The sequence below is a fragment of the Pseudarthrobacter sp. W1I19 genome (assembly GCF_030817835.1).
GTDB lineage: Bacteria > Actinomycetota > Actinomycetes > Actinomycetales > Micrococcaceae > Arthrobacter.
Map to the genome: position 1 here is coordinate 4,665,215 of NZ_JAUSZR010000001.1, position 21,416 is coordinate 4,686,630.

Consider the following 21,416-nt stretch of genomic DNA (forward strand, 5'->3'; position numbering starts at 1 on the left):
GATGAGCACCAAACTGGTACCCACCCCCGCCCAGACCGTGGGCCCCTTCTACGGCTACGCCCTGCCGTACGAAAAGGACAACGAACTCCTGGCCCCCGGCTCACCCGGCTCCATCCGCCTGCAGGGCACGGTCTACGACGGATCCGGCCAGGCCGTTGTGGACGCCATCCTGGAAATCTGGCAGCCCGACGCCGAGGGCAGGATCGTCCAGAAGACGGGTTCCCTGGTCCGGGACGGCTACACCTTCACCGGCTGGGGCCGCGGCGCCGTGGGCAACTCCGGCGTCTACACCTTCACCACCGTCAACCCCGGTCCCACCACGCCCGGCGCGGCGGCGTTCATCTCCGTGGCCATCTTTGCCCGCGGCCTGACCAACCGGCTCTTCACCCGGATCTACCTTCCGGAGGACACCGAGGCGCTGGCCAATGATCCGCTGCTCACCTCGCTGGAGCCAGAGCGCCGCAAGACGCTCATCGCCCGGCGTGATTCCGACGGCGGCCTGACCTTTGACATCCGCCTGCAGGGTGAGGGCGAGACAGTCTTCCTGGACTTCCAGTGACTGACGCCGGCCTGCTCAGCCCTGTCTCGGCGTCGCCGCTTGTCGGCGCGCTGACAGGGGACCGTGCGGTGCTGGCGGCGATCCTCGCCGTCGAGTCCGGCTGGGCCGCCGTGCTCGAGAAGGCGGGCCTGGCACCTGCCGGTGCGGCCGCCGTCGTCGCTTCCGCAGCTGAAGCGGGCCGCTACGATCCCGCGGACATCGCCCGACGTGCGCAGGGCGGCGGCAACCCCGTCATCCCGCTGCTGGCCGACCTCCGCAAGCACGTGGCAGCGCTGGACACCGGCAACGCGGGGGCCGGGAAGGCCGTGCACACGTCGCTGACCAGCCAGGACGTCCTGGATACCGCACTCATGCTGCTGGCCCGCAACACCGTTGAGGCGCTGCTGGCCGACCTGAAAGGCACCACGACGGCGCTCGCCGCCATGGCGGAGCAGCGTGCGGACACGCTGTGCGTGGGCAGGAGCCTCACTCAGCATTCGCTGCCGTTCACCTTTGGCCTGCGCGCTGCCCAGTGGTTCCAGGGCGTCGCGGCTGCGGGCGGGTACTTGGAAAGCCTGAAGTTCCCTGTCCAGTTCGGCGGCGCGGCCGGCACCCTGGCTGCAAGTATTGTCCTTACCGACGGCTCGTCCACCACGCCTTTCAGCCTGGCTGATGCCCTGGCATCCCAGCTGGGCCTCGCCCCTGCGCCGGCGCCGTGGCACACCAACCGGTTGACCATCACGTCACTGGGCCATGCACTGGCCGCAGTGCTGGATGCGTTCGGCAAGATCGCTGCCGACGTCCTGTTCCTGAGCCGGCCTGAGGTAGGCGAACTGGCGGAGCCGCGCGCCGCAGGCCGGGGCGTTTCCTCGGCCATGCCGCAGAAGCAGAACCCGGTGCTGTCCGTCCTGGTCCGCAGCGCCGCGCTGCAGGCCCCGGGCCTGGCAGCCCAACTGCACCTGGCCGCCGCGAACTTCAACGACGAAAGGCCGGACGGAGCCTGGCATATCGAATGGCCGGCACTTCGGCAGCTGCTGGCCCTGGCCCTCGGCGCCGCCGGCCACGTCCGGGAGCTCGCTGAAGGGCTGCAGGTCTTCCCGGACGCCATGCGCCGCAACCTGGACCTCGCCGGTCCGCTGCTGCTGGCCGAGGGCGTCGGGGCCGCGGTGGCCCCTTCGCTTGAGGACAAGGACGGGCTCAACGGCAAGCAGCAACTGCAGGCCGTGGTGGACCAGACCCTCCAGGCACCGCCGGCGGACCAGCCGGCCACCTACCGCAAGCTGCTCCGCGAAGCCGTCCCGGCGTCGGTCCTTCCGGACGTCCGGCTGGAGGAACTCCTCAACCCGGCCAGCTACCTCGGCGAGACCGCGGAGATCTCACGGCGGATCCTCGCCGCGTACCCGGACTTTGCCAATTCACCTGCCCACACCGATGCGAATGGAGCTTCCCGTGGCTAAACCAGTCCTGAAGGCAGTGCTGTTGTCACCCCAGCGGCCCTTGGGCGAGCACCCCCTGCTGGTGGTGGGCCCGTCCCTGGGCACGTCCTCGATCCTGTGGAACAGGGCCGCCTCGCTGTTGGGGACCGACTACGACGTGGTGGCCTGGGACCTGCCGGGCCATGGTGTCTCGCCCGCGGCGACGGAGACGTTTGACGTGGCTGCGCTGGCGGACGCCGTGGTGGGCCTTATGGATTCCATCGCCCCCGGCGAGGCGTTCCACTATGCGGGGGTCTCCCTGGGCGGCGCCACCGGCCTGCAGCTCGGCATCAAGCACGGGGAGCGGCTCAAGAGCCTCTCCGTCCAGAACAGCGGGGCCAAGATGGGCACCCCTGAGGGTTGGCTGGAGCGCGCCGAAACGGTCCGGAACCAGGGGACGCCGGTGATGATCCAGGGTTCGGCCCAGCGTTGGTTCGCTCCTGGTTTTATGGACCGTGAGCCTGAGCTGAGCAGCAGGCTCCTGCATGCCCTGCGTGACGCCGACCGCTTCAGTTACGCCTTCTGCTGCGAGGCCCTGGCGGCCTTTGATGTGCGCGACGAACTCGGCGCCATCCGCGTCCCCACGCAGGTTATTGCCGGGGCGCTGGATGGCGTGGCCACGCCGTCGATGGCTGAGGAAGTGGCGGCCGGGATCACCGCGGGCGGCGGCACCGCCACCGCCGTCACGCTCGAGGGAGTGGCCCACCTTGCCCCCGCCGAGGCGCCCGCCCACCTGGCGGAGCTGATGCGCGGGCTCCTGGCCTGGGCCGAATCACGGGAGGCGGCCAAGTGAGCGGGACGGAGCGGCACGGCGTGGTCCAGCCCGGCGCCAGCAGCCAGGAGATTTACGACGGCGGCATGGTGGTCCGCCGCGAAGTCCTGGGCGATGCGCACGTGGACCGGGCCAATGCCAACAAGGATGGGTTCACCGAGGACTTCCAGGACATGATCACGCGGATCGCGTGGGGTGGCATCTGGACCCGGCCGGGCCTGACCCGGCAGATGCGGTCCGCCGTGACCATCACGGCGATGGTGGCGCACGGGCACTGGGAAGAGCTGGCGATGCACATCCGCGCGGCCCTTACCAACGGCCTGAGCAGGGACGAGATCAAGGAAATCCTGCTCCAGACCGCCATCTACTGCGGCGTCCCGTCCGCGAACACCGCCTTCAAAACTGCCCAGCAGGTCTTTCGAGAAATGGACACAACCCCATGAACCAGGCTTTTGTGTACGACGCCGTGCGCACCCCGTTCGGCAAGTTCGGTTCCGGCCTTGCCGGCGTCCGCCCGGACGACCTTGCCGCGCATGTGATCAGGGAGTCCGTGAAGCGCGCCCCCGGGTTGGATCCGGAGCGGATTGATGAGGTGGTGTTCGGCAACGCCAACGGTGCCGGTGAGGAGAACCGGAATATTGCCCGGATGGGAACGCTTTTGGCGGGCCTTCCGGTGTCGATTCCGGGGACCACGGTGAACCGGCTCTGCGGGTCCTCTTTGGACGCTGCAATTATCGCCTCGCGCCAGATCAACGCCGGCGACGCGGACCTGGTCCTCGTCGGTGGGGCCGAGTCGATGTCCCGCGCGCCCTGGGTGTTGCCGAAGACGGAAAAGCCCTACCCGGCAGGGGACATGACGCTGGCCTCGACTACCCTTGGCTGGCGCCTGGTGAACAAGGCGATGCCCAAGGAGTGGACCATCTCCCTGGGCGAGGCCACCGAACGGCTGCGCGAGAAGTACGGGGTGTCTCGGCAGGCGCAGGATGAGTTCGCCGCGAACTCGCATAACCTGTCCGCCGCGGCGTGGGACGAGGGCTTCTACGACAACCTGGTGGCACCGGTGCCGGGAACTGACCTGGTCCGGGACGAGGGCATCCGCCCCGGTTCCACCGCGGAGAAACTCGCGGCCCTGAAGACCGTGTTCCGTTCAGAGCCCGAGGGCGCGGAGGTGGGCGGCACGGTCACCGCCGGCAACGCATCCCCGCTGTCCGACGGCGCCTCCGCAGCCTGGGTGGGATCCGAGGCCGCCGCCGGGCTGCTCGGGCTCGACCCGCTGGCGCGTATTGCCGGGCGCGGTGCGCACGGCAATGATCCGCAGTACTTCGGCTTCGCCCCGGTGGAGGCGGCGAACAAAGCCCTCGCGAAGGCGGGCATCGGCTGGGACCAGGTGGGCGCCGTCGAACTTAACGAAGCGTTCGCCGCGCAGTCGCTGGCCTGCATCAACGCCTGGCGCATCGACCCCGCGATCGTGAACCGGCACGGCGGGGCCATCGCGATGGGCCACCCGCTCGGCGCCTCGGGTACCCGGATCCTGGGCACCCTGGCCCGGTCCCTGCAGGCCTCCGGCGAACGCTGGGGCGTCGCGGCTATCTGCATCGGTGTGGGCCAGGGCCTGGCCGTGGTCCTGGAAAACGTAACTGCTGGTGTGAAGGGCTAAGAGAGATGCTGAATTTTGTTGATTCGGTCCAGGAGGCCGTGGCCGGCATCAAGGACGGCTCCACCGTGATGATCGGCGGCTTCGGCAACGCCGGGCAGCCGTTCGAACTGATCGACGCCCTGCTCGAATGCGGCGCCACCGGCCTGACCGTGGTGAACAACAACGCCGGCCAGGGCGACCAGGGCCTGGCGCTGCTGATCAAGGAGGGCCGGGTGAAGAAGATGATCTGCTCCTTCCCGCGGCAGTCCGATTCCTGGCACTTCGACGCGAAGTACAAGGCCGGCGAGATCGAACTCGAACTGGTCCCGCAGGGCAACCTCGCCGAACGCATCCGCGCTGCCGGGGCCGGGATCGGCGGGTTCTTCACCCCCACCGGGTACGGCACCATGCTGGCCGAGGGCAAGGAAACCCGGATCATCGACGGCCGCGGCCAGGTCTTCGAAACGCCCATCCACGCCGACGTCGCCCTGATCAAGGCCCTGAAGGCCGACGGGAAGGGCAACCTGGTCTACCGCAAGACCGCCCGGAACTTCGGCCCCATCATGGCCGCCGCCGCGAAGCAGACCATCGTCCAGGTCTCCGAAATCGTCCCGGTCGGCGGGCTGGACCCGGAAAACGTGGTGACCCCGGGTATTTACGTCAACACTGTGGTCCGCGTCCCGGCGGTCCCGGGCAGCACCGCCGGCACGAGCGAGAAGGTGGCCTGAGATGAGCATCCAGTCCAACGACACATCCATCCAGACCTCCGCCACACCCCTGGGCCGGGACGACCTGGCACGCCTCGTGGCCAAGGACATTGCCCCGGGATCGTTCGTGAACCTGGGCATCGGCCAGCCCACCCTGGTCTCCAACTACCTCACCGAGGAACAGAACATCACCCTCCACACGGAGAACGGGATGCTCGGCATGGGACCCGCCGCCGAGGGGGAGCAGATCGACGGGGACCTCATCAACGCCGGCAAGATCCCCGTCACCGAACTCCCGGGTGCGTCCTACTTCCACCACGCCGACTCGTTCGCGATCATGCGCGGCGGGCACTTGGATATCTGCGTGCTGGGCGCGTTCCAGGTCTCTGCCACCGGCGACCTGGCGAACTGGCACACCGGGGCACCCGGGGCGATTCCCGCCGTCGGCGGTGCCATGGACCTCGCCACCGGTGCGAAGGACGTGTTCGTCATGATGACCCTGCTGACCCGCGACGGTGCCTCCAAGATCGTGGAAACCTGCACCTACCCGCTCACCGGCGTCGGCTGCGTCACCCGCGTCTACACCGACAAAGCCGTGTTCCTCACCGGCCCCGACGGAGTCCAGGTCCGCGAAACCTTCGGCTGCACCCTCGAAGAACTCCAGGAACTGGTGTCGGTCCCGCTGACAGCCGCCGCGGCCGGTGGTTGAGCCGGCCGAAACCTGAGGCCGCTCTAGGATTGATAACCATGACCGACGCAGTCCGTACAGACACCCAACCTGCACCGCAGGCCAGCGACCAATACGTCCAGTCGCTGGCCCGCGGGCTTGCTGTGATCCGTGCGTTTGATACAGACCACCCGGTCATGACCCTCACCGAAGTGGCAGCCCGGACGGACCTGACCCGGGCAACGGCACGGCGGTTCCTGCACACGCTGGTGGAGCTGGGCTACGTGCGGACTGACGGCAAGACCTTCGCACTCACCGCCAAGGTCCTCCAGCTTGGGTACGCCTACCTGTCCGGCTTGTCGCTGCCGCAGCTGGCGCAGCCGCACCTGGAGGAGCTGTCCCTGAAGCTCGGTGAATCAACATCCGCGGCGGTGCTGGACGGGACGGACATCGCCTACATCGCCCGCGTAACCACCCGGCGGATCATGAACGTGGGCATCACCGTGGGCACCCGGTTCCCGGCCTATGCCACGTCCATGGGCAGGGTGCTCCTGGCCGGCCTGCCGCCCGCAGATTTGAAGGCATACCTGGCAGCCGCGGAGATCAAGCCGCTAACACCACGCGCCATCGGAACTGCCAAAGAGCTGCTCGCAGTGCTGGACACCGTCCGCGCCCAGGGCTGGTGCCTGCTGGACCAGGAACTGGAACTGGGTCTGATGTCCGTGGCGGCCCCCGTGTATGACGGCCCAAAGGTAGTGGCTGCCGGCAACGTCTCCCTGCAGGCGCAGACCGTTGCGGCGCAGCCGGACCCGGACGCCTACCTGGCATCGGTGGCCCGGGAAATCGTGGCGACGGCGAAACTCGTCTCCGCGGACCTGACTGCCCGGGGGTAAAAGCGACTTAGCGCGCCGGAGCGCACCCAGCGCGCCTCTCAGTGCGCAGGGACTGCCAGTGCGCAGCGAACCCGGGTTTCATTGTGCAGGCCGGTACCCAGAGCGCAGACTGTGGCCTATGGCTACAGAGGAGGATGTCAGAAGATCCGCCCTGGCACTGCCCGGTGTCTCAGAGCGGCCCAGTTGGGGCCAGCCGGCGTGGTTCGCCAAAACCCTGATGGCCCGGATCTGGGAACCCGGAGTCCTCACGGTCAAGACAGAAGAGCGTGAAGCCCTGGCTGGCACCCAGCCGGAGATTTTCTTCTGGACGCCCCATCATGAGCGCTCACCCCAGTTGGTGCTGGTCCGGCTCGAGCGAATCGACGGGAAGCTGCTCAAGGAACTGCTGGAGGACTCGTACCGCCTGGCGGGAGGGAAAGCGGGAGGGAAACACGGCGACCGGCCGGGCAGCCACTAGGTAACTCTTTGCCACCCAAGCCGGCCGCCCTACTCCCGCCGCAGCTGAACGGGCCATAGACTCTAGCCAACTACGTGCAGCAGCGCCGCTCCGGGAAGCCCCTGGTCCACCAGGGGAAACAGGGGCGGCGCCAAAGCACTCGTGCAGCGATGGGAGTCGGCGGGTGAAACTGGGCATACCGCGGGAACGCCGGGAGGGTGAACGGCGGGTGGCCGCCACACCCGAGTCGGTCAAGCAGTTGGTGGCGCTGGGCGTGGACGTGCTGCTCGAGGCGGGCGCGGGTGACGCCGCCGGCCACCCGGACACGGCGTACAACCAGGCCGGAGCGCAGGTCGTCCCGGAGCTGGACCTGGCCCAGCTGGATGTCCTGGCCCATGTCCGCCCCCTTGACCCGAACACCGTGAGGTCCCTGAAAAGGGGAGCGGTCACGGCAGGGCTCGGGTCGCCGTCGTCCGAGCTCCCAACGGTGGAGGCCCTCGCGGACGCCGGCGTCACAGCCTTTGCCCTCGAACTGGTGCCCCGCATCTCCCGCGCCCAGTCCATGGATGCCCTCAGTTCCCAGGCGCTCGTCGCCGGGTACCGCTGCGTGCTGGAGGCCGCCATCCGGCTTCCCCGGTTCTTTCCGCTTTACATGACCGCAGCTGGAACCGTTCCGCCGGCACGGGTCCTGGTCCTGGGCGCCGGGGTGGCCGGGCTGCAGGCCATCGGCACGGCAAAACGGCTCGGCGCCCGCGTCTTCGCCAACGACATCCGCCCTGCTTCCGCAGATGAGGTGGCCTCGATGGGCGGCACTTTCATCCGGCTGGACCTCGAAACCGCGGAGGCTGCCGGCGGCTACGCGCGGCAGCTCAGCTCAGACGCCGGCACCCGGCAGCGCCAGCTGCTCGCCCCGCATGTGGCGCAGGCGGACGTGCTCATTACGACGGCGGCCGTCCCCGGCAGGCGCGCACCGCTCCTGGTCACCACTGAGATGGTGCAGGGCATGCGGCCAGGCTCGGTTGTGGTTGACCTCGCCGCCGAGTCCGGCGGCAACGTGGAGGGTGTTGTCCCCGGCCAGGACATTCCGGTCCCCACCGCGGACGGCTCCGGCCATGTCACCCTGGTGGGCCTGAAGGATGCCCCCTCGGCGATGGCCTCCGACGCTTCCCGTCTTTATGCCAAAAACGTGGCCAACCTGCTGGCTCTGGTGATCAAGGACGGCGTTTTGGCATTGGATTTCGACGACGAAGTGCTGGCCGGAGCCTGCCTGGTACACGACGGCGCGGTGCGGCATCAGCCCACCGCTGAACTGCTCGCGGCGAGGGCCGGCAGCCGGCGGGAAGGGGTGCTCTGATGGATGGGATCAGCCTGCTGACCATCACTGTCCTGGCAGTGTTTGTTGGCTTCGAAGTGGTCTCCAAGGTTTCCAGCACCCTGCACACGCCGCTGATGTCGGGTGCAAACGCCATCCACGGGATCATCCTGGTGGGTGCCATCATCGTGGCCGGCCAGGCAGCGGACCCGTGGGTGCTCGCGGTAGCCCTTCTCGCCGTCGTCCTGGCCACCGCCAACCTGGTGGGCGGCTTTGTGGTCACCGACAGGATGCTGCATATGTTCCACGCCCGAAAGGAAGCCGGCACAAAGGCTGCAGCGGGGAAGGTGGGCGGCAAGTGACCCTCTTCGACCCCGTCTGGTCCTCGCTGTTCTACCTGGCCGCGGCCGTCTGCTTCATCCTGGCCCTGCGCGGCCTCAGCTCCCCGCGCACCGCCCGCCGCGGAAACCTGATCGGCGCGCTGGGAGCGCTGATCGCCGTCGTCGCTGTTTTCCTGTCCTCCCGGCTGGAGAACATCCCCTGGATCCTTGCCGCCATAGCTGTGGGTGCGGCAGTGGCGGCGCCGGTGGCGCGGCGCGTGAAGATGACCCAGATGCCGCAGCTGGTGGCGCTGTTCAACGGGGTGGGCGGCGGCGCGGCCGCACTCGTGGCGCTCCTGGAGCTAAGCCACGCGGACGATCCCTGGGTGCGCCTGGCCATCGTCTTCACCCTCCTCGTCGGTGCCGTTTCCTTCGCCGGCTCCGGCGTCACCTTTGCCAAGCTGCAGGAGCTGATGACCACCCGTCCAGTGGTGTTCCCGGGCCTGCCGGCAGTCATGACGGCGGTGCTGCTCGCGGCGGTGGCGGCCGGCGTCGCTGTCATCCTCACCGGTTCATCCGCGCTCGCGGTGCTGCTGCTGGTGCTGGGCCTTGCCGCCGGGATCCTCCTGGTGCTGCCCGTGGGCGGCGCGGACGTCCCCATCGTGATCTCGCTGCTGAACGCCTTCACCGGCCTGGCCGTTGCGGCCTCGGGGCTGGTGCTTGGCAACGTGCTGCTGGTAGTGGCGGGCACCCTGGTGGGCGCTTCCGGTACCATCCTCACGCGCGCCATGGCCGCCGCCATGGGCCGCAGCGTGGCGGGCATCCTGTTCGGTGCCTTCAGGGGAGGTTCGACGGCGGGATCCACCGCCGTGAGCGAGCGTCCCGTGAGGTCCTCCAGCGCCGAGGACGTGGCAATGTTGCTTGGTTACGCGCAGCGCGTGATTATCGTTCCCGGGTACGGCCTGGCCGTCGCGCAGGGCCAGCACACCGCGGCCGAACTGGCCCTGGCGCTGGAGGCGCGCGGCATTGACGTCGACTTCGCCATCCATCCCGTGGCCGGCAGGATGCCCGGGCACATGAACGTGCTCCTGGCCGAGGCAAATGTGCCCTACGAATCGCTTAAGGAGATGGGCGAGATCAACCCGGAGTTCAAGACGGCGGACGTGGCGCTGGTGGTGGGTGCCAATGACGTTGTGAACCCCGCGGCCAAAACGTCCTCCGGGTCGCCCATCTACGGCATGCCCATCCTCGAGGTGGCGGATGCCCGGCAGGTGGTGTTCCTGAAGCGGTCCATGCGGCCCGGTTTCGCCGGGATCGAGAACGATCTGCTCTACCAGCCACAGACGTCCCTGCTCTTCGGCGACGCCAAGGACTCCCTGGTGCAGGTCCTTGGCGCGGTGAAAACGCTCTAGCCTGCCGTGCTGCAGCGCACCTCCCGCCCGGCGGGTTAGTCTTCTTTGAGAAGTAGCCTTTCCATCCGCCACCAGAGGACGCCATGACTGCCAATTCCACTGCCCCCCAGCGCGCAGCCATCATCATCAATCCTGCCAAGCCGGTGGATATCGACGTGCGCGGCCTGGTGGCCAAGCACTGCGTGGAGAACGGCTGGGGCGAAAGCCTCTGGTTCGAAACCACCAAGGAGGATCCCGGCGTCGGGCAGGCCAAGGAAGCCCTCGCCCAGGGCGCGGACATCGTGATTGCCGCGGGCGGTGACGGGACGGTCCGGTGCGTGGCGGAGGTCCTGTCCGGCGGAGACACCCCGATGGGCCTGCTTCCCCTGGGCACGGGAAACCTCCTGGCCCGCAATCTTGGCATGGATGTCACGGACTACGACGGCGCCATGGCCGGCGCGCTCATCGGCACCGAGCGGAAGATCGACGTCGTCCGGGCCCGCCGGAGCGATCCGGACAAGGAGCAGCTCTTCCTGGTAATGGCCGGGGTGGGGTACGACGCCACCATCATGGCCGACACCAACGAGGACCTCAAGGACAAGGTGGGGTGGCTGGCCTATGTGGATGCGGGCATCCGGAACCTGCCCGGCAAGCCCGTCAAGGCGACCATTGTGATTGACGGACAAACCGCCGTGCACCGCGGTGTCCGCAGCGTGATGGTGGGCAACTGCGGCAAGGTCCAGGGCGGGCTGGAAATTTTCCCGGAGGCGAAGATGGACGACGGACTGCTGGATGTGGCGGTGCTGGCACCACACCACGGAAAGCTGGGCTGGCTCTCAGTGATTGCCGGGATGATCGGCAAGGGCCGCGGCAAGGACACCGCTGTGGAGTATTTCCAGGGCAAAACCGTGGAGATCAGCTTGGAACACAAGGACGATTACCAGCTCGACGGCGACCACGAGGGCCAGGGCAAACACGTCCTGATGACCATGGAGCCGTCCGCCCTGACCCTCCGGATGTAACGCTGTGGCTCTAACCCTTCGGAGGTAGCTGGGCCAGCAGTGTCCCCCACCGCGGGTCCAGCAGCGGTGCGCCGGAAAGTCTGAGGGCATGCCATAGCGTCACGGCCACCGAATCAAGCACGGGCACCCCGGTGCTTTCCTCGATGTCGGCGGTGATGTTGGCGCCGTAGAGGTTGGTGCACAAATACACCAGGGCATCCGGCGCGGCTGCCGCAAGTTCCCGCGAGCCCGGGAGCATCTCGTCGTCGGCCACACGCGCGAAGGATTCGTTGTCACTCAGGCCCAGGGCGCGGTGGTCCACCGTTTTGATCCCTTGCCGCTCGTAGGCTGCGATGACCCGGTGGTTGACGTCCTCCGTGTACGGCGTGAACAGCCCGATCCGCTCGGTACCGAAGGCCCGGAATGCTTCGAGGTACGCCAGGGTGGAGGTGGTGGCGGGGATGCCGGTGGCGTCGGTGATTTCCCGCACGAGTTCCTCGTCGTGGGCTGGTCCCAGCCAGGAGCCGGAGGTGCCGTTCCAGGCAATAACGTCCACATCCGCCGTCGCCAGGAGCCGGGCAGCCTCGCGCATCACCGCGGGGTCGAACTGCCGGTCGGAGGAATCATCCAGGGCGATGCGGGTGACGGGGATCCGGGTGAAATGGACGGTGACGTCGATGCGGGAGCCCAGGATCCGGTAGGTCTGGGGCTCAAGGCAGGTGTTGGAGGACGGCACGATCATGCCGATGCGGGTGGGACGCGTGGTTGAGGGCATGGGGACTCCTAGAGGGCTGCCGCGTGGGCGGGGACGGCGGGAGTGGCCTGGTGCTGGCGGAAGCCGTTCCGGGGGATGAAGCGGCCCGCGGCGCCGGGGTCGTGGAAACCTTCGCCGTCCAGCACTACCCGGCCGTTGGAAACAACAACGGCGGGCCAGCCGGTCAGTGCCTTCCCGTCAAAGGGCGAGAAATCCGTTCCCATGTGCAGGGCGGCGCCGTCCACTACACGTTCCTCTGCGGGGTCAAAGACCACCAGGTCGGCGTCGAATCCTTCGGCAATGCTTCCCTTGCCTGGAACAGCATTAATCCGTGCCGGGGCAGCCGAGAAGGCTTCAACGAAGTCCTCCACTGAGGCACCGGCGGAGGTCATGGCCGTAAATGTGACAGGCATCCGGGTCTCCACACCGGGCAGGCCGTGCGGCATGGCACGCACGTCGTCGGTGCGCTCGCGCTTCTGGGACAGGTCGTAGCAGGAGTGGTCCGAGGACATCGTGTGGATGGCCCCCGAGGCGAGCCGCTCCTTGAGTGCGGCCACCGTTTTGGCGTCGCGCATGGGCGGGCAGCAGGCGAACCATTCCGGGAAGGCCGAGCTGTAGACGGAGTCATCCAGCGTGACGTAGTGCGGGCAGGTTTCCGAGAAAGCATCCAGGCCGCGGGCACGTGCCTCCGTCACCAGATCCACGGCACCCGGTGTTGACTGGTGGACGAAGTAGACGGGGGCGCCGGTGTACTCGGCCATCGCCAGTGTTTCCTTGACCGAAATTTCCTCGGCGAGTTCCGGCCGGGTCCGGTGCAGGTGCGTGATGCCGATACGTCCGTCCTGGGCGTGCTGCTCCGTGCAGTCCGCAATGATCGGATCGTGCTCGGCATGGATGTAGGTCAGCCCGTCCAGGCGGACCATCTCCCGCATGACCTTCAGGATGGTGTCCCCGTCCGCCATGGTGGTGCCCCGGTTGGTGGTGTACATCTTCACCGAACGCACGCCCTCGGCGGCGAGCTGCTCCAGCTGCCACGGCACTGTTTCGTCCCAGTTGATGACGGCCCCATGGAGGGCAACGTCGCACCTGGATTCGGTGGCCAGTTCCTTCTTGTGCAGGGCGGCGGCAAGGGGTGTTTCCTGTGCGTCCCGGGGGATGCCGAAGTCGATGATGGTGGTGGTGCCGCCCCACAGGGCCGCGGTGGAGGTGGTGCGGTAGTCGTCCAGGGTGCGGAACCGGCCCGTCACCTGGGCTACGTGGCAATGCCCGTCCACCCCGCCGGGAACCACGAGGCGGCCGGCGGCGTCGATGGTCCGTGCAGCGGCGGGCACGGCTTCGGAAGCGTCGAGGAGCTGGGTGATCAGTCCGTCCTGCACCAGGATGTGGGCGTTCCGGCGCCCGGAGCTGTTGACTACGGTGGCGTTGGCAATAACAAGGTCTGGCTGGCGGGACATCGGTGTCCTCTTTCTGAAAATGATGCGTTGGGGGGTTAGGCGGTTGGCGCCGGCTGGACGGCGTGCTGGCGGGCGGAGAGGGCGGCGTCCAGGTTTTCGCTCAGTCCCTTGCGGTCTTTGTCGGGCGGCGGAGCGAAGGCGCCGGCGTGGTGCGGTCCGGACTGGAGCCCTGCCACCGCCTCGGCCATCCGGATTCCGGCGGAGATCCCGTCCACCACCGGTACGGGGATTTGCCCTGCGAGTTCCCGGGCCAGTCCCGCGAGCGGGGCTCCGGCAAGGATAACGACGTCGGCTCCGTCCTCCGTGACGGCCTGCCGGCTCAGTGCCAGGAGGGTTTCCTTGAAGTCCTGCTGGACGGAGCCGATGCTGTTGAGCGATTCGTTGATGGACCTGATGGAGGCGAGTCTTCCGGCCAGGCCGAACCTCTCCACGCAGTCGCGGTACCAGGGTTTGATCCGGTCCGAAATGGCAATGATGGAGAAGCGGTGGCCCTGCAGCGCGGCAGCACACAGGGCGGCTTCGGTGATGCCGACGACGGGCACGGCAGTGAGTTCCTTTAGTGCCGGCATGCCGGGGTCGCCGAAGGCTGCCACCACAACCGCGTCCACGGGCTCGGCTCCCGGGCGCGTGTATTCTGCGATGATTTCGGCCACGGCGCCGGCGGCGAGCAGGGATTCAAAACGCGTCTCGATGTACTCCATGCCGTGGCCTGCGGTACGCACCAGCAGTTCGGTGCCGGCCGCGGCCGAGCGGAGGGCCTCGGATTCGATCAGGGCGGTGACATCGTCGCTGATGTTGGGGTTGATGACCAGGAGTCGCATTATTTCTTCCGGTGGAGTTGGGGTTCGGTTTTCTGGAAGTCCTCGGGAAACTGCTCGCGGTACTTGCCGATGTGGGACGCGGATTGTGCCGCGGCCCGGTCCGGGTCCCCGCTGGCGATTGCCTCATACAGCTCGCGGTGCTCGCGGATGAGTTCGGGCAGGTCGCTGACGTGCCGGAACAACCAGTGCATGCGGCCCTGAAGGGGCTCCAGGGCCGACTTGAGGAAATTGTTGTCCGCGATGCCGGTGATGGCATCGTGGAATTCACTGTTGGCCCGGTGCGCCTCCATGACGGCCCCCTTGGCCAGGAAGCCTTCGGCGCTGTCCAGGAGTCCCAACAGGAACGCGAGGTCCTTCTCGGTGGCCCGTTGCGCCGCAAGCCGGCAGGCCAGGACTTCCAGGGATTGGCGGACGTCGAAAAGGTCTTCCACGTCCTTGGGGCTCAGTGAACTGACCTCCGCTCCACGTGCCCCGCGGTCGCTGATGAGGCCTTCCTGGCGGAGCATGCGCAGCGCTTCGCGGACCGGCAGCCGGGACACGGAGAATTCTGCTGCGAGGTCGCGTTCCACCAGCCGGGTGCCGGGAGCGTAGTGTCCTTCGAAAATCCGGGTGCGGAGGGTGTCCCGGACAGTCTCGCGAAGGGGGCGGTCCTTGTCCTGGGTCTCTTCTGCGGTCAGCATGATGCTCCATTTTCGATTCTTGGTATGACACGGCTCCCGGCAGCGGGGGCGCGGATTGCGTATTGCCTCGGATGGCCAGCTTAGACAGGAAGCCGCTTGTTGTAATTCAGGGTCAGGACGGAGGCGCCCATGATGATTGCGGATCCCACGAAGTACAGCAGCGCCCAGGTGTAGGAGCCCGTGGCGCCAACAATAAGTCCGACGGCGATGGGTGTGAGGAAGCCGGAGATGTTGCCGCTGAAGTTCATGGCGCCGCCCAGGACGCCGGCGTTGGTGCGCCCGCCCAGGATGGAGGGGATGCTCCAGAACAGGCCTACCCAGCGCAGGAAGAACATCACCAGGGAGAGCAGTACGACGGCGGTGGTGGGGTCCGCAACAACCGTGACGCCCACCAGGCCACCGATGACCACGGCGCTGGAGATGCCCAGGAGGGTACGCATGACGCGGTTGGCCGAGGCGCCGGCTGCCCGCCATTTGTCGGCGATGGTGCCGCCGATGATTTCGCCGACGAAGCCTGCTCCGAAGATGACGAAGGTAGACCAGCCGATGGTTTTCAGGTCAAAGCCCTTGGCCTGGGCCAGGTAGAGCGGGCCCCAGGTCAGCAGGCCGTAGAAAACGCCGTTGAATCCCAGCCAGCCGAAGCACATGGCCCAGAAGGAACGGAACTTGAGGTAGGGGAGCAGTCCCCGCTTGCCCTGCCCGCCGTCGAGCTTTGCCTCGGCATCCTCTGCCGCATGCGAGGCCTCGATGTACGCGGCTTCAGCCTTATTGACGCCCCGGTGCTCGCGGGGGTTGTCGCGGACGTACCACCAGACGGCCAGGCCCATCAGCACGGTGGCGGCGCCGGCGATGACGAAGGCCCAGCGCCAGCTGCCGGTGGAGGCGATCAGGCCAGCAATGATGATGCCGCCCAGACCGGCGCCGAGCGGTGCACCGGCGTCCAGGATGGTGGCGCCGCGGCCGCGTTCGGACTTGTGCATCCAGATCGCGTTGAGTTTGCCGCCGGCGGGCATCACACCGGCTTCGGTGACGCCGATGCCCATCCGGGCAATGAACATGCTGAGGAATCCGCCGGCCATACCTGAGGCGGCGGTGGCGGCGCCCCAGCCGATGCACGAGGCGGTCATGACTTTGCGGGGTCCGAACTTGTCGATCAGCCAGCCCACCGGGATCTGCATCACGGCGTAGGTCCAGAAGAAGGCCGAGAGCAGGAGACCCACGAGTTCAGGAGCGAGGTTGAACTCTTTCTGGATGATCGGGAGCGCAACGGAGATCGAACCGCGGTCTATGTAATTGACCGCAACCAGGACCAGCAGCAGCAGGAAGAGTTTCCAGCGGACGGCGGTGCGCCGTTGCACGCCGTCCTTGCCGGGTTCGCTCGATGGTTGGCCGGTGGTGCCTTCGGCAGCTGCCGGCGTTGTTTCAGTGTTGGGGATGGACACAGCTTCTCCTTCACGGGGAAGTTTACGGATAGGGAAGGTACGAATTGTGTGTGCGGACGGGATGACACGGTGAAAGGCCCGCAGAGAGTAAGACAGGATCAGCACGGCGATCCGGAGCGCCGGACGGATGACCTCTTTTGGGATCCCAATTTGGGATCCCAAAATCAAAGGTAGGAGTGACCCGCGCCACTGTCAAGGATTTTCCCGTTCTGCGGGCGGAGAGGTCCGTAAATACGGATTGTGACTGCCCGAAATCCCAACTGGCTCGCAGCTAACGTCGTGAAATCGCGTTTTCACGACGTCACCTTGCCAGTTGGGGCATGCAGTCAGTTGTGCCGGAGGAGGGGACAAGGCGGCAGCTACTGAGGGGAGCCGGCCCGCCGGTGCACGAGGATTTCAGCGAGCTCTGCGAGTCGGTGGGCGCGGGCGGACTCTGCCGGCGTGAACGGTTCCCCGGGCCGGACGAAGGTGATGGGGCCATGCCAGGCGGTGGGAATCTTCAGGAGGGTCCCGGCGCCGTGTTTCTCCAGCGCCGCCTCTGCAGGGGCGAGGATCCTTGCCTGGAGGAGTTCGGCCACCGCCAGGGGGAGCTCGTCCGGTGCGTCGGCGATCCGCGCGGCGAGGCTGAGGGCCTTGGTCTGCCCGTCGGCCATCGCCAGGGCGGTGGTGGGCCAGGCGTGGGAACGGGTGCCGCCGCCGTCGTGCAGGGCGTCCAGGAGCTCGCGTTCACCTACGTGCCCGGGAGCGGAGAGGACAAACTCGTCCAGCACGCCGCCGGCCACCGGGTGAACGTGGATGCTCAAAATGTTGGTTCCTGTCCTGGCCAATGCCCTGGTGAGCTTCTGCAGGGAACCCGGCTCATCGCACAGGACGGTCCGCGCCCGCCAGAGTGCAGGGGCCGCACCCAACTTCCGCCGATGGCGCAGCGCCGGCGCGTGCAGCCAGCCGCGCAGGATCCGGGCTGCCGACGGCTCCGCCACCCAGATCACCAGCACCGTGGCAGTGAGGGTAAGTACCAACACCTTGGCCACATAGGGCAGGTGGGTCTCCACCACCAGGGCGTGCACCAGGAGTTCGATGGGCAGCATCACGGCCACGTTGGCCAGGGTCAGCCGCGCTTTGGGGGGTTCGGGCATCATGCCGCAGACTTCGCAGCTCAATTCGGCCGCGGGCGTGTTCCGTGCGGGAGGCTTCATGTCTCAAGCATCGGCCGGGGCTGTTTCGGTGGTGTTGCCCCATGGTTCCATTCATGGGAACGCCATATCCGGCTGCGGAGAGTCGCGCCGTAGGATTTAGCAGGAACGTCAGCGCGGCCGCCCTATAGAAAACCACCCACCCCGCAGGAAGGCGCCGCCCGTTGAAGCTGCTCGCCGAGATGTTCAGTATTGGTCCCGGCAACAAGGACCACCACCCCGCGCTGCGGTGCGCCGTGGGAGTCTTCGTTCCGCTCCTCACGCTGGTGTTCCTGGGCCGGCTGGACCTGGCCATCTTCGCGTCCTTCGGCGCCTTCACCGGCATCTACGGCCGCGGCGAGCCGCACGGCACGCGCTTTTCGCTGCAGTTGCGGGCCGGGCTGCTCATGCTCGCGGTCATCCTGCTGGCCACCCTCGCGGCCCGGACTGCCACAGCCCTCTACCTCGACAGCACCGGCACAGCCTGGCTCCTGGTTGCGGCCACCACGCTTGTAGCCGGCGCCTGCTCCCTGATCATCTCCTGGTGGCGGATCCGTCCCGCGGGCTCACTGTTCCACATCTTCGCGTTTGCGGCCATCGCCTCCATACCCCACCAGCCGCCGCTGTGGCAGGCCATGCTGGTGGCCGTGCTCACCTCTGCGTTCTGCCTGCTGATCGGCTTCTCCGCCAGGATCCTGCCCAGCCACCGCACCCCGTGGGTCCGGCCGCGCCGTGTCCGGCGCACGCCCAACGAGAAACGTGCGGCCTGGCTGGAGGGCCTGGGCTACCTCGTCGCGGCCGGGCTGGCCGGCTCACTGGCCACCTGGGCGGGGGAGCTGCTGGGCTTCGGGCACAATTATTGGGCCATGGTTGCGGCCGTGGTCCCGCTGGTGGGGCACACCACCAGGCACCGCGTCCGCCGCGGCATCCAAAGGATCATCGGCACCATCCTTGGCCTGGTGATCCTGGCCGGGATTGTACTGCTGCGCCTGGAGCCCTGGCAGACGGTGCTGGTGATGGCCCTGTGCCAGTTCGGCGCCGAGATGTTCATCATCCGCCAGTACCTGCTCGCCCAGCTTTTCGTGACACCCCTTGCCCTCATTTCCACCCTCCTGGTGGTCCCCTCGCCGGCGGAGGTCCTGCTCCGGGACCGCATTATCGAAACGGTGATCGGGGCCGCCGTCGGCATTGCCGTGGTGCTGGCACCAGGCGCCTGGCGCCGGTTCCGGGAACGTACGACGGCGGGTCCCGGCAAAGTGCCTCACTCCCCGCCGGTGCGTCAGGAGTAGGCTGTAAGCAGCCCATTGAACGGAAGCGGGGTGCGCGGTGGCCAATTCCCCTTCCCGTGATTCCGTGGTGGACAGGATTGTCCGGCTGATCGCGGCCTTCCCACAGGACGTGGGTGCCCTGCAGCTTTCGGAGCTGGCTGCCCGCGCCGGCTTGCCGCTGACCACCACCCACCGCCTGGTCCGCCAACTCGCCGGACATGGACTGCTCGATACCGGCCCCGGCGGCACGGTCCAGCCGGGACTCCGCCTGTGGGAGCTCGTGAACCGCACCTCCCCTGCGCTGGTGCTGCGTCAGGCGGCGATGCCATTTATGGAGGACATCCAGCACGTCCTGAACCAGAACGTGAACCTCGCGGTGCTGGACGGCTGGGAGGCCCTCTTCGTGGAGCGGCTGTCCCGGCGCGGTTCGGTGGCCAACCGCGCCCAGGTGGCGGGCCGGATGCCCGTCCATGTCTCGTCCGCGGGGCTGGCGCTGATGGCCCACCAGGACAAGGTGGTCCAGGCTGAGTACCTGGATCAGTTCGCCGACCCGGACGGGAAGCTCACCAAGGAGGACGTCCGGACCCTGCTGGCCGAAACAGCCCGCCAGGGCTTCGCCCAGTTGAAGGGCGTAGTGGATCCGGACACCTGGGGAATCGCCGTACCGGTACTCAACCGCAGGCAGCGCGCGGTGGCATCGCTCGGCGTCGTGGTTCCTTTGCGGGAGATGCGCCTGCAAGCCTTGGTGCCGGCGCTGCAGACCGCTGCCCGCGGAATCGCCCGCCAGCTGGCCGACCCTTAGCCGCACCATTGAACGGAATTCTCGTATCGGGAATCACCCCCGGTGGCACACACTGAGTGCCAGACCGACAATCCGGCACCGCCCCGCGGAGCCCCGCAACGAAGCGAGACACGCCATGCCAGCACGCAAGACCATCACCACCCAGGTGGCCATCATGGGAGCCGGGCCGGCCGGGCTGATGCTCTCCCACCTGCTGGCAAAATTAGGCATCGAGTCCACGGTCATCGAAGTCCGGAGCCACGAGGAGATCGCCCACACGGTCCGCGCCGGCATCCTGGAACACGGCACCGTCAACCTGCTGGTGGACAGCGGAGTCTCGGACCGCGTGCTGCGCCAGGGCGACCGGCATGATGGCATCGAATTGCGTTTCAACGGCGAGAGCCACCGCGTGGACTTCAAGGATCTCGTGGGCGAGTCCGTGTGGCTCTACCCGCAGACGGACGTCTTCCTGGACCTCGCGGCCTGCAGGAAGGACGACGGCGGGGACGTCCGCTACAGCGTCACTGACACTTCCGTCCACGATCTTGAGGGCAAGCCGAAGGTCTGGTTCACCGACGCCGACGGTGTGGAGTCCGAGATCCAGGCGGACTTCCTGGTGGGCGCGGACGGTTCCCGCAGCCACTGCCGGTTCCAAATTCCGGAGGCGCACCGCAAGTGGTACTTCCACGAGTACCCGTTCGCCTGGTTCGGCATCCTCGCCGAAGCCCCGCGCAGCTCCGATGAGCTGATCTACGCCAACTCAGACAACGGCTTCGCCCTGATCAGCCAGCGCACCGAGACCGTCCAGCGGATGTACTTCCAGTGCGATCCCAAGGAAAACGTGGCGGAGTGGGATGACGACCGGATTTGGGCCGAGTTCCGCAGCCGGGTCAACGGCAATGGCTTTGAGCTGAAGGAGGGCCCGGTCATCGAGAAGATGGTGCTGCCGTTCCGCAGCTTTGTCCACACCCCTATGCGGTACGGCAACCTGTTCCTTGCCGGCGACGCCGCGCACACCGTTCCGCCTACCGGGGCCAAGGGCCTGAACCTGGCCATCCATGACGTCAAGGTGCTCTTCGAAGGGCTGGACAGCCACTACAACTCCGGCTCCGAGCGGCTCTTGGAGACCTACAGCGACCGCGCTTTGGAGCGCGTATGGAAGGCCCAGCAGTTCTCCTACTGGATGACCACCATGCTGCACACCCCTGCCGGCGCCGATGACTTCTCCCGCGCGCGGCAGTTGGGTGAACTCCATTCTGTGGTGACTTCCCGGCACGGCATGGCCTACCTCGCCGAGGCCTACACGGGCTGGCCGGGCGCGAGCTAACCCAGCAGGCGCCGGACTGCTGCGGCGATGGCTGCAGCATCAGGCTGCTCGTCCCGCCTGACGGTGAGCAGGTGGAGCAGCACGCCGTCGCCGTAGTCCGCCACGTCCCTCGCACGGGCCGGTGCGTCGGCTATGCCCAGCGCGGCGAGGGCGTGTTCCAGTCCGCCCACCAGCCGGAAGTGCCCGGCTGTTACCGACTCGGGCTTATCCAGGGAGAGGGCCAGGCGGGCGCGGGTGAGGCCCGCGTGGTGCCCGGCCAGTGCCAGCACCAGGGCGGCCAGTTGGGCTGCCAGTTCCTCAACGTTTTGCGGCGGTCCGGCCGGCCCCTGGTCCTGCAGGAGCGCGGCGTCCAGCTCCAGCAAACGGTCCAGAACAGCTTCGACCAAGGCAGCGCGGTTCCGGTAGTAGTTGGAGGTGGTGCCTTCGGACAGGTGGGCGGCGGCATCCACCGCCCGGTGGGTGAGGCCCTTCATGCCCTTGTCCGCCACCACCGTGAGGGCAGCATCCAGCAGTTGGGTCCGGCGGTCAGGCATGGGCCCAGTGTATTGCCCCTTCCGGTTCACTACAAA

23 protein-coding genes are annotated in these 21,416 nt (G+C 67.4%); 16 read left to right on the forward strand and 7 right to left on the reverse strand.

From position 1 onward, the window contains the following. Position 1 precedes the first annotated feature (1 nt). The 13 genes from pcaG (at position 2) to QF038_RS21640 (ending at position 11,169) form a co-directional block, all read left to right on the forward strand. Positions 2 to 559, forward strand: coding sequence for a protocatechuate 3,4-dioxygenase subunit alpha (pcaG, locus tag QF038_RS21580; protein ID WP_307613181.1), 558 nt, complete (start codon positions 2 to 4; stop codon positions 557 to 559). Then, on the forward strand, positions 556 to 1,995 hold the full coding sequence (locus tag QF038_RS21585; RefSeq protein ID WP_307613183.1) for a lyase family protein: 1,440 nt from the start codon (positions 556 to 558) through the stop codon (positions 1,993 to 1,995). Before pcaG ends, QF038_RS21585 begins: the two co-directional genes overlap by 4 nt. Further along, a complete protein-coding gene (locus tag QF038_RS21590) occupies positions 1,988 to 2,806 on the forward strand; it encodes an alpha/beta fold hydrolase (RefSeq protein ID WP_307610297.1) in 819 nt (272 codons plus the stop codon). Before QF038_RS21585 ends, QF038_RS21590 begins: the two co-directional genes overlap by 8 nt. Next, a complete protein-coding gene (gene pcaC / locus QF038_RS21595; RefSeq protein WP_307613185.1) occupies positions 2,803 to 3,228 on the forward strand; it encodes a 4-carboxymuconolactone decarboxylase in 426 nt (141 codons plus the stop codon). The genes QF038_RS21590 and pcaC overlap by 4 nt, the downstream gene beginning before the upstream one ends. After that, positions 3,225 to 4,442: a thiolase family protein gene (locus QF038_RS21600; protein ID WP_307613187.1), complete on the forward strand. Its 1,218-nt coding sequence runs from the start codon at positions 3,225 to 3,227 to the stop codon at positions 4,440 to 4,442. The genes pcaC and QF038_RS21600 overlap by 4 nt, the downstream gene beginning before the upstream one ends. 5 nt (positions 4,443 to 4,447) lie before the next feature. Continuing rightward, complete coding sequence (locus tag QF038_RS21605) at positions 4,448 to 5,149, forward strand: 3-oxoacid CoA-transferase subunit A (protein ID WP_307613190.1); 702 nt, start codon at positions 4,448 to 4,450, stop codon at positions 5,147 to 5,149. A 1-nt stretch (position 5,150) separates the two neighbouring features. Further along, positions 5,151 to 5,837, forward strand: coding sequence for a 3-oxoacid CoA-transferase subunit B (locus QF038_RS21610; RefSeq protein WP_307613192.1), 687 nt, complete (start codon positions 5,151 to 5,153; stop codon positions 5,835 to 5,837). A 38-nt stretch (positions 5,838 to 5,875) separates the two neighbouring features. Beyond that, positions 5,876 to 6,688 carry an IclR family transcriptional regulator C-terminal domain-containing protein gene (locus QF038_RS21615; RefSeq protein ID WP_307613194.1) on the forward strand — a complete coding sequence of 271 codons (813 nt, stop codon included), beginning with the start codon at positions 5,876 to 5,878 and terminating at the stop codon, positions 6,686 to 6,688. 118 nt (positions 6,689 to 6,806) lie between these two features. Then, positions 6,807 to 7,145, forward strand: a complete 339-nt coding sequence (locus tag QF038_RS21620; RefSeq protein WP_307613197.1) for an MmcQ/YjbR family DNA-binding protein — start codon at positions 6,807 to 6,809, stop codon at positions 7,143 to 7,145. A 163-nt stretch (positions 7,146 to 7,308) separates the two neighbouring features. Then, positions 7,309 to 8,478, forward strand: a complete 1,170-nt coding sequence (locus QF038_RS21625) for a Re/Si-specific NAD(P)(+) transhydrogenase subunit alpha (RefSeq protein ID WP_307613199.1) — start codon at positions 7,309 to 7,311, stop codon at positions 8,476 to 8,478. Next, entirely contained in the window at positions 8,478 to 8,798 is a 321-nt protein-coding gene (locus QF038_RS21630) for an NAD(P) transhydrogenase subunit alpha (protein WP_142057375.1), read from the forward strand. The genes QF038_RS21625 and QF038_RS21630 overlap by 1 nt, the downstream gene beginning before the upstream one ends. Continuing rightward, positions 8,795 to 10,168, forward strand: coding sequence for an NAD(P)(+) transhydrogenase (Re/Si-specific) subunit beta (locus tag QF038_RS21635; protein WP_307613202.1), 1,374 nt, complete (start codon positions 8,795 to 8,797; stop codon positions 10,166 to 10,168). The genes QF038_RS21630 and QF038_RS21635 overlap by 4 nt, the downstream gene beginning before the upstream one ends. 83 nt (positions 10,169 to 10,251) lie before the next feature. Continuing rightward, a complete protein-coding gene (locus tag QF038_RS21640) occupies positions 10,252 to 11,169 on the forward strand; it encodes a diacylglycerol kinase family protein (RefSeq protein ID WP_307613204.1) in 918 nt (305 codons plus the stop codon). Between the two features lie 10 nt (positions 11,170 to 11,179). Here the strand turns inward: QF038_RS21640 and QF038_RS21645 are convergent, their stop codons facing one another. From QF038_RS21645 to QF038_RS21670, 6 genes are all read right to left on the reverse strand, one after another. After that, on the reverse strand, positions 11,180 to 11,923 hold the full coding sequence (locus QF038_RS21645; RefSeq protein ID WP_307613206.1) for an aspartate/glutamate racemase family protein: 744 nt from the start codon (positions 11,921 to 11,923) through the stop codon (positions 11,180 to 11,182). A gap of 8 nt (positions 11,924 to 11,931) precedes the next feature. Beyond that, positions 11,932 to 13,356 (reverse strand): amidohydrolase family protein, encoded by a 1,425-nt coding sequence (locus QF038_RS21650; protein ID WP_307613208.1) that lies wholly within the window; start codon positions 13,354 to 13,356, stop codon positions 11,932 to 11,934. Positions 13,357 to 13,391: 35 nt separating this feature from the next. Beyond that, entirely contained in the window at positions 13,392 to 14,177 is a 786-nt protein-coding gene (locus QF038_RS21655) for an aspartate/glutamate racemase family protein (RefSeq protein WP_307613210.1), read from the reverse strand. Then, positions 14,177 to 14,857, reverse strand: a complete 681-nt coding sequence (locus QF038_RS21660) for a GntR family transcriptional regulator (RefSeq protein ID WP_307613212.1) — start codon at positions 14,855 to 14,857, stop codon at positions 14,177 to 14,179. Before QF038_RS21660 ends, QF038_RS21655 begins: the two co-directional genes overlap by 1 nt. An 80-nt stretch (positions 14,858 to 14,937) precedes the next feature. After that, on the reverse strand, positions 14,938 to 16,299 hold the full coding sequence (locus QF038_RS21665) for an MFS transporter (protein ID WP_307613214.1): 1,362 nt from the start codon (positions 16,297 to 16,299) through the stop codon (positions 14,938 to 14,940). Positions 16,300 to 16,658: 359 nt separating this feature from the next. Further along, on the reverse strand, positions 16,659 to 17,495 hold the full coding sequence (locus QF038_RS21670) for an amino acid-binding protein (RefSeq protein WP_307613217.1): 837 nt from the start codon (positions 17,493 to 17,495) through the stop codon (positions 16,659 to 16,661). Positions 17,496 to 17,656: 161 nt separating this feature from the next. On the opposite strand from QF038_RS21670, the gene QF038_RS21675 reads away from it, so the two are divergent. From QF038_RS21675 to QF038_RS21685, 3 genes are all read left to right on the forward strand, one after another. Beyond that, complete coding sequence (locus QF038_RS21675; RefSeq protein WP_307613219.1) at positions 17,657 to 18,760, forward strand: FUSC family protein; 1,104 nt, start codon at positions 17,657 to 17,659, stop codon at positions 18,758 to 18,760. Between the two features lie 37 nt (positions 18,761 to 18,797). Further along, complete coding sequence (locus QF038_RS21680) at positions 18,798 to 19,541, forward strand: IclR family transcriptional regulator (protein WP_307613221.1); 744 nt, start codon at positions 18,798 to 18,800, stop codon at positions 19,539 to 19,541. A 115-nt stretch (positions 19,542 to 19,656) separates the two neighbouring features. Further along, positions 19,657 to 20,847: a 4-hydroxybenzoate 3-monooxygenase gene (locus QF038_RS21685; RefSeq protein ID WP_307613223.1), complete on the forward strand. Its 1,191-nt coding sequence runs from the start codon at positions 19,657 to 19,659 to the stop codon at positions 20,845 to 20,847. Here QF038_RS21685 and QF038_RS21690 read toward each other — a convergent pair. After that, complete coding sequence (locus QF038_RS21690) at positions 20,844 to 21,380, reverse strand: TetR/AcrR family transcriptional regulator (protein WP_307613225.1); 537 nt, start codon at positions 21,378 to 21,380, stop codon at positions 20,844 to 20,846. The genes QF038_RS21685 and QF038_RS21690 overlap by 4 nt on opposite strands. Positions 21,381 to 21,416: the final 36 nt, after the last annotated feature.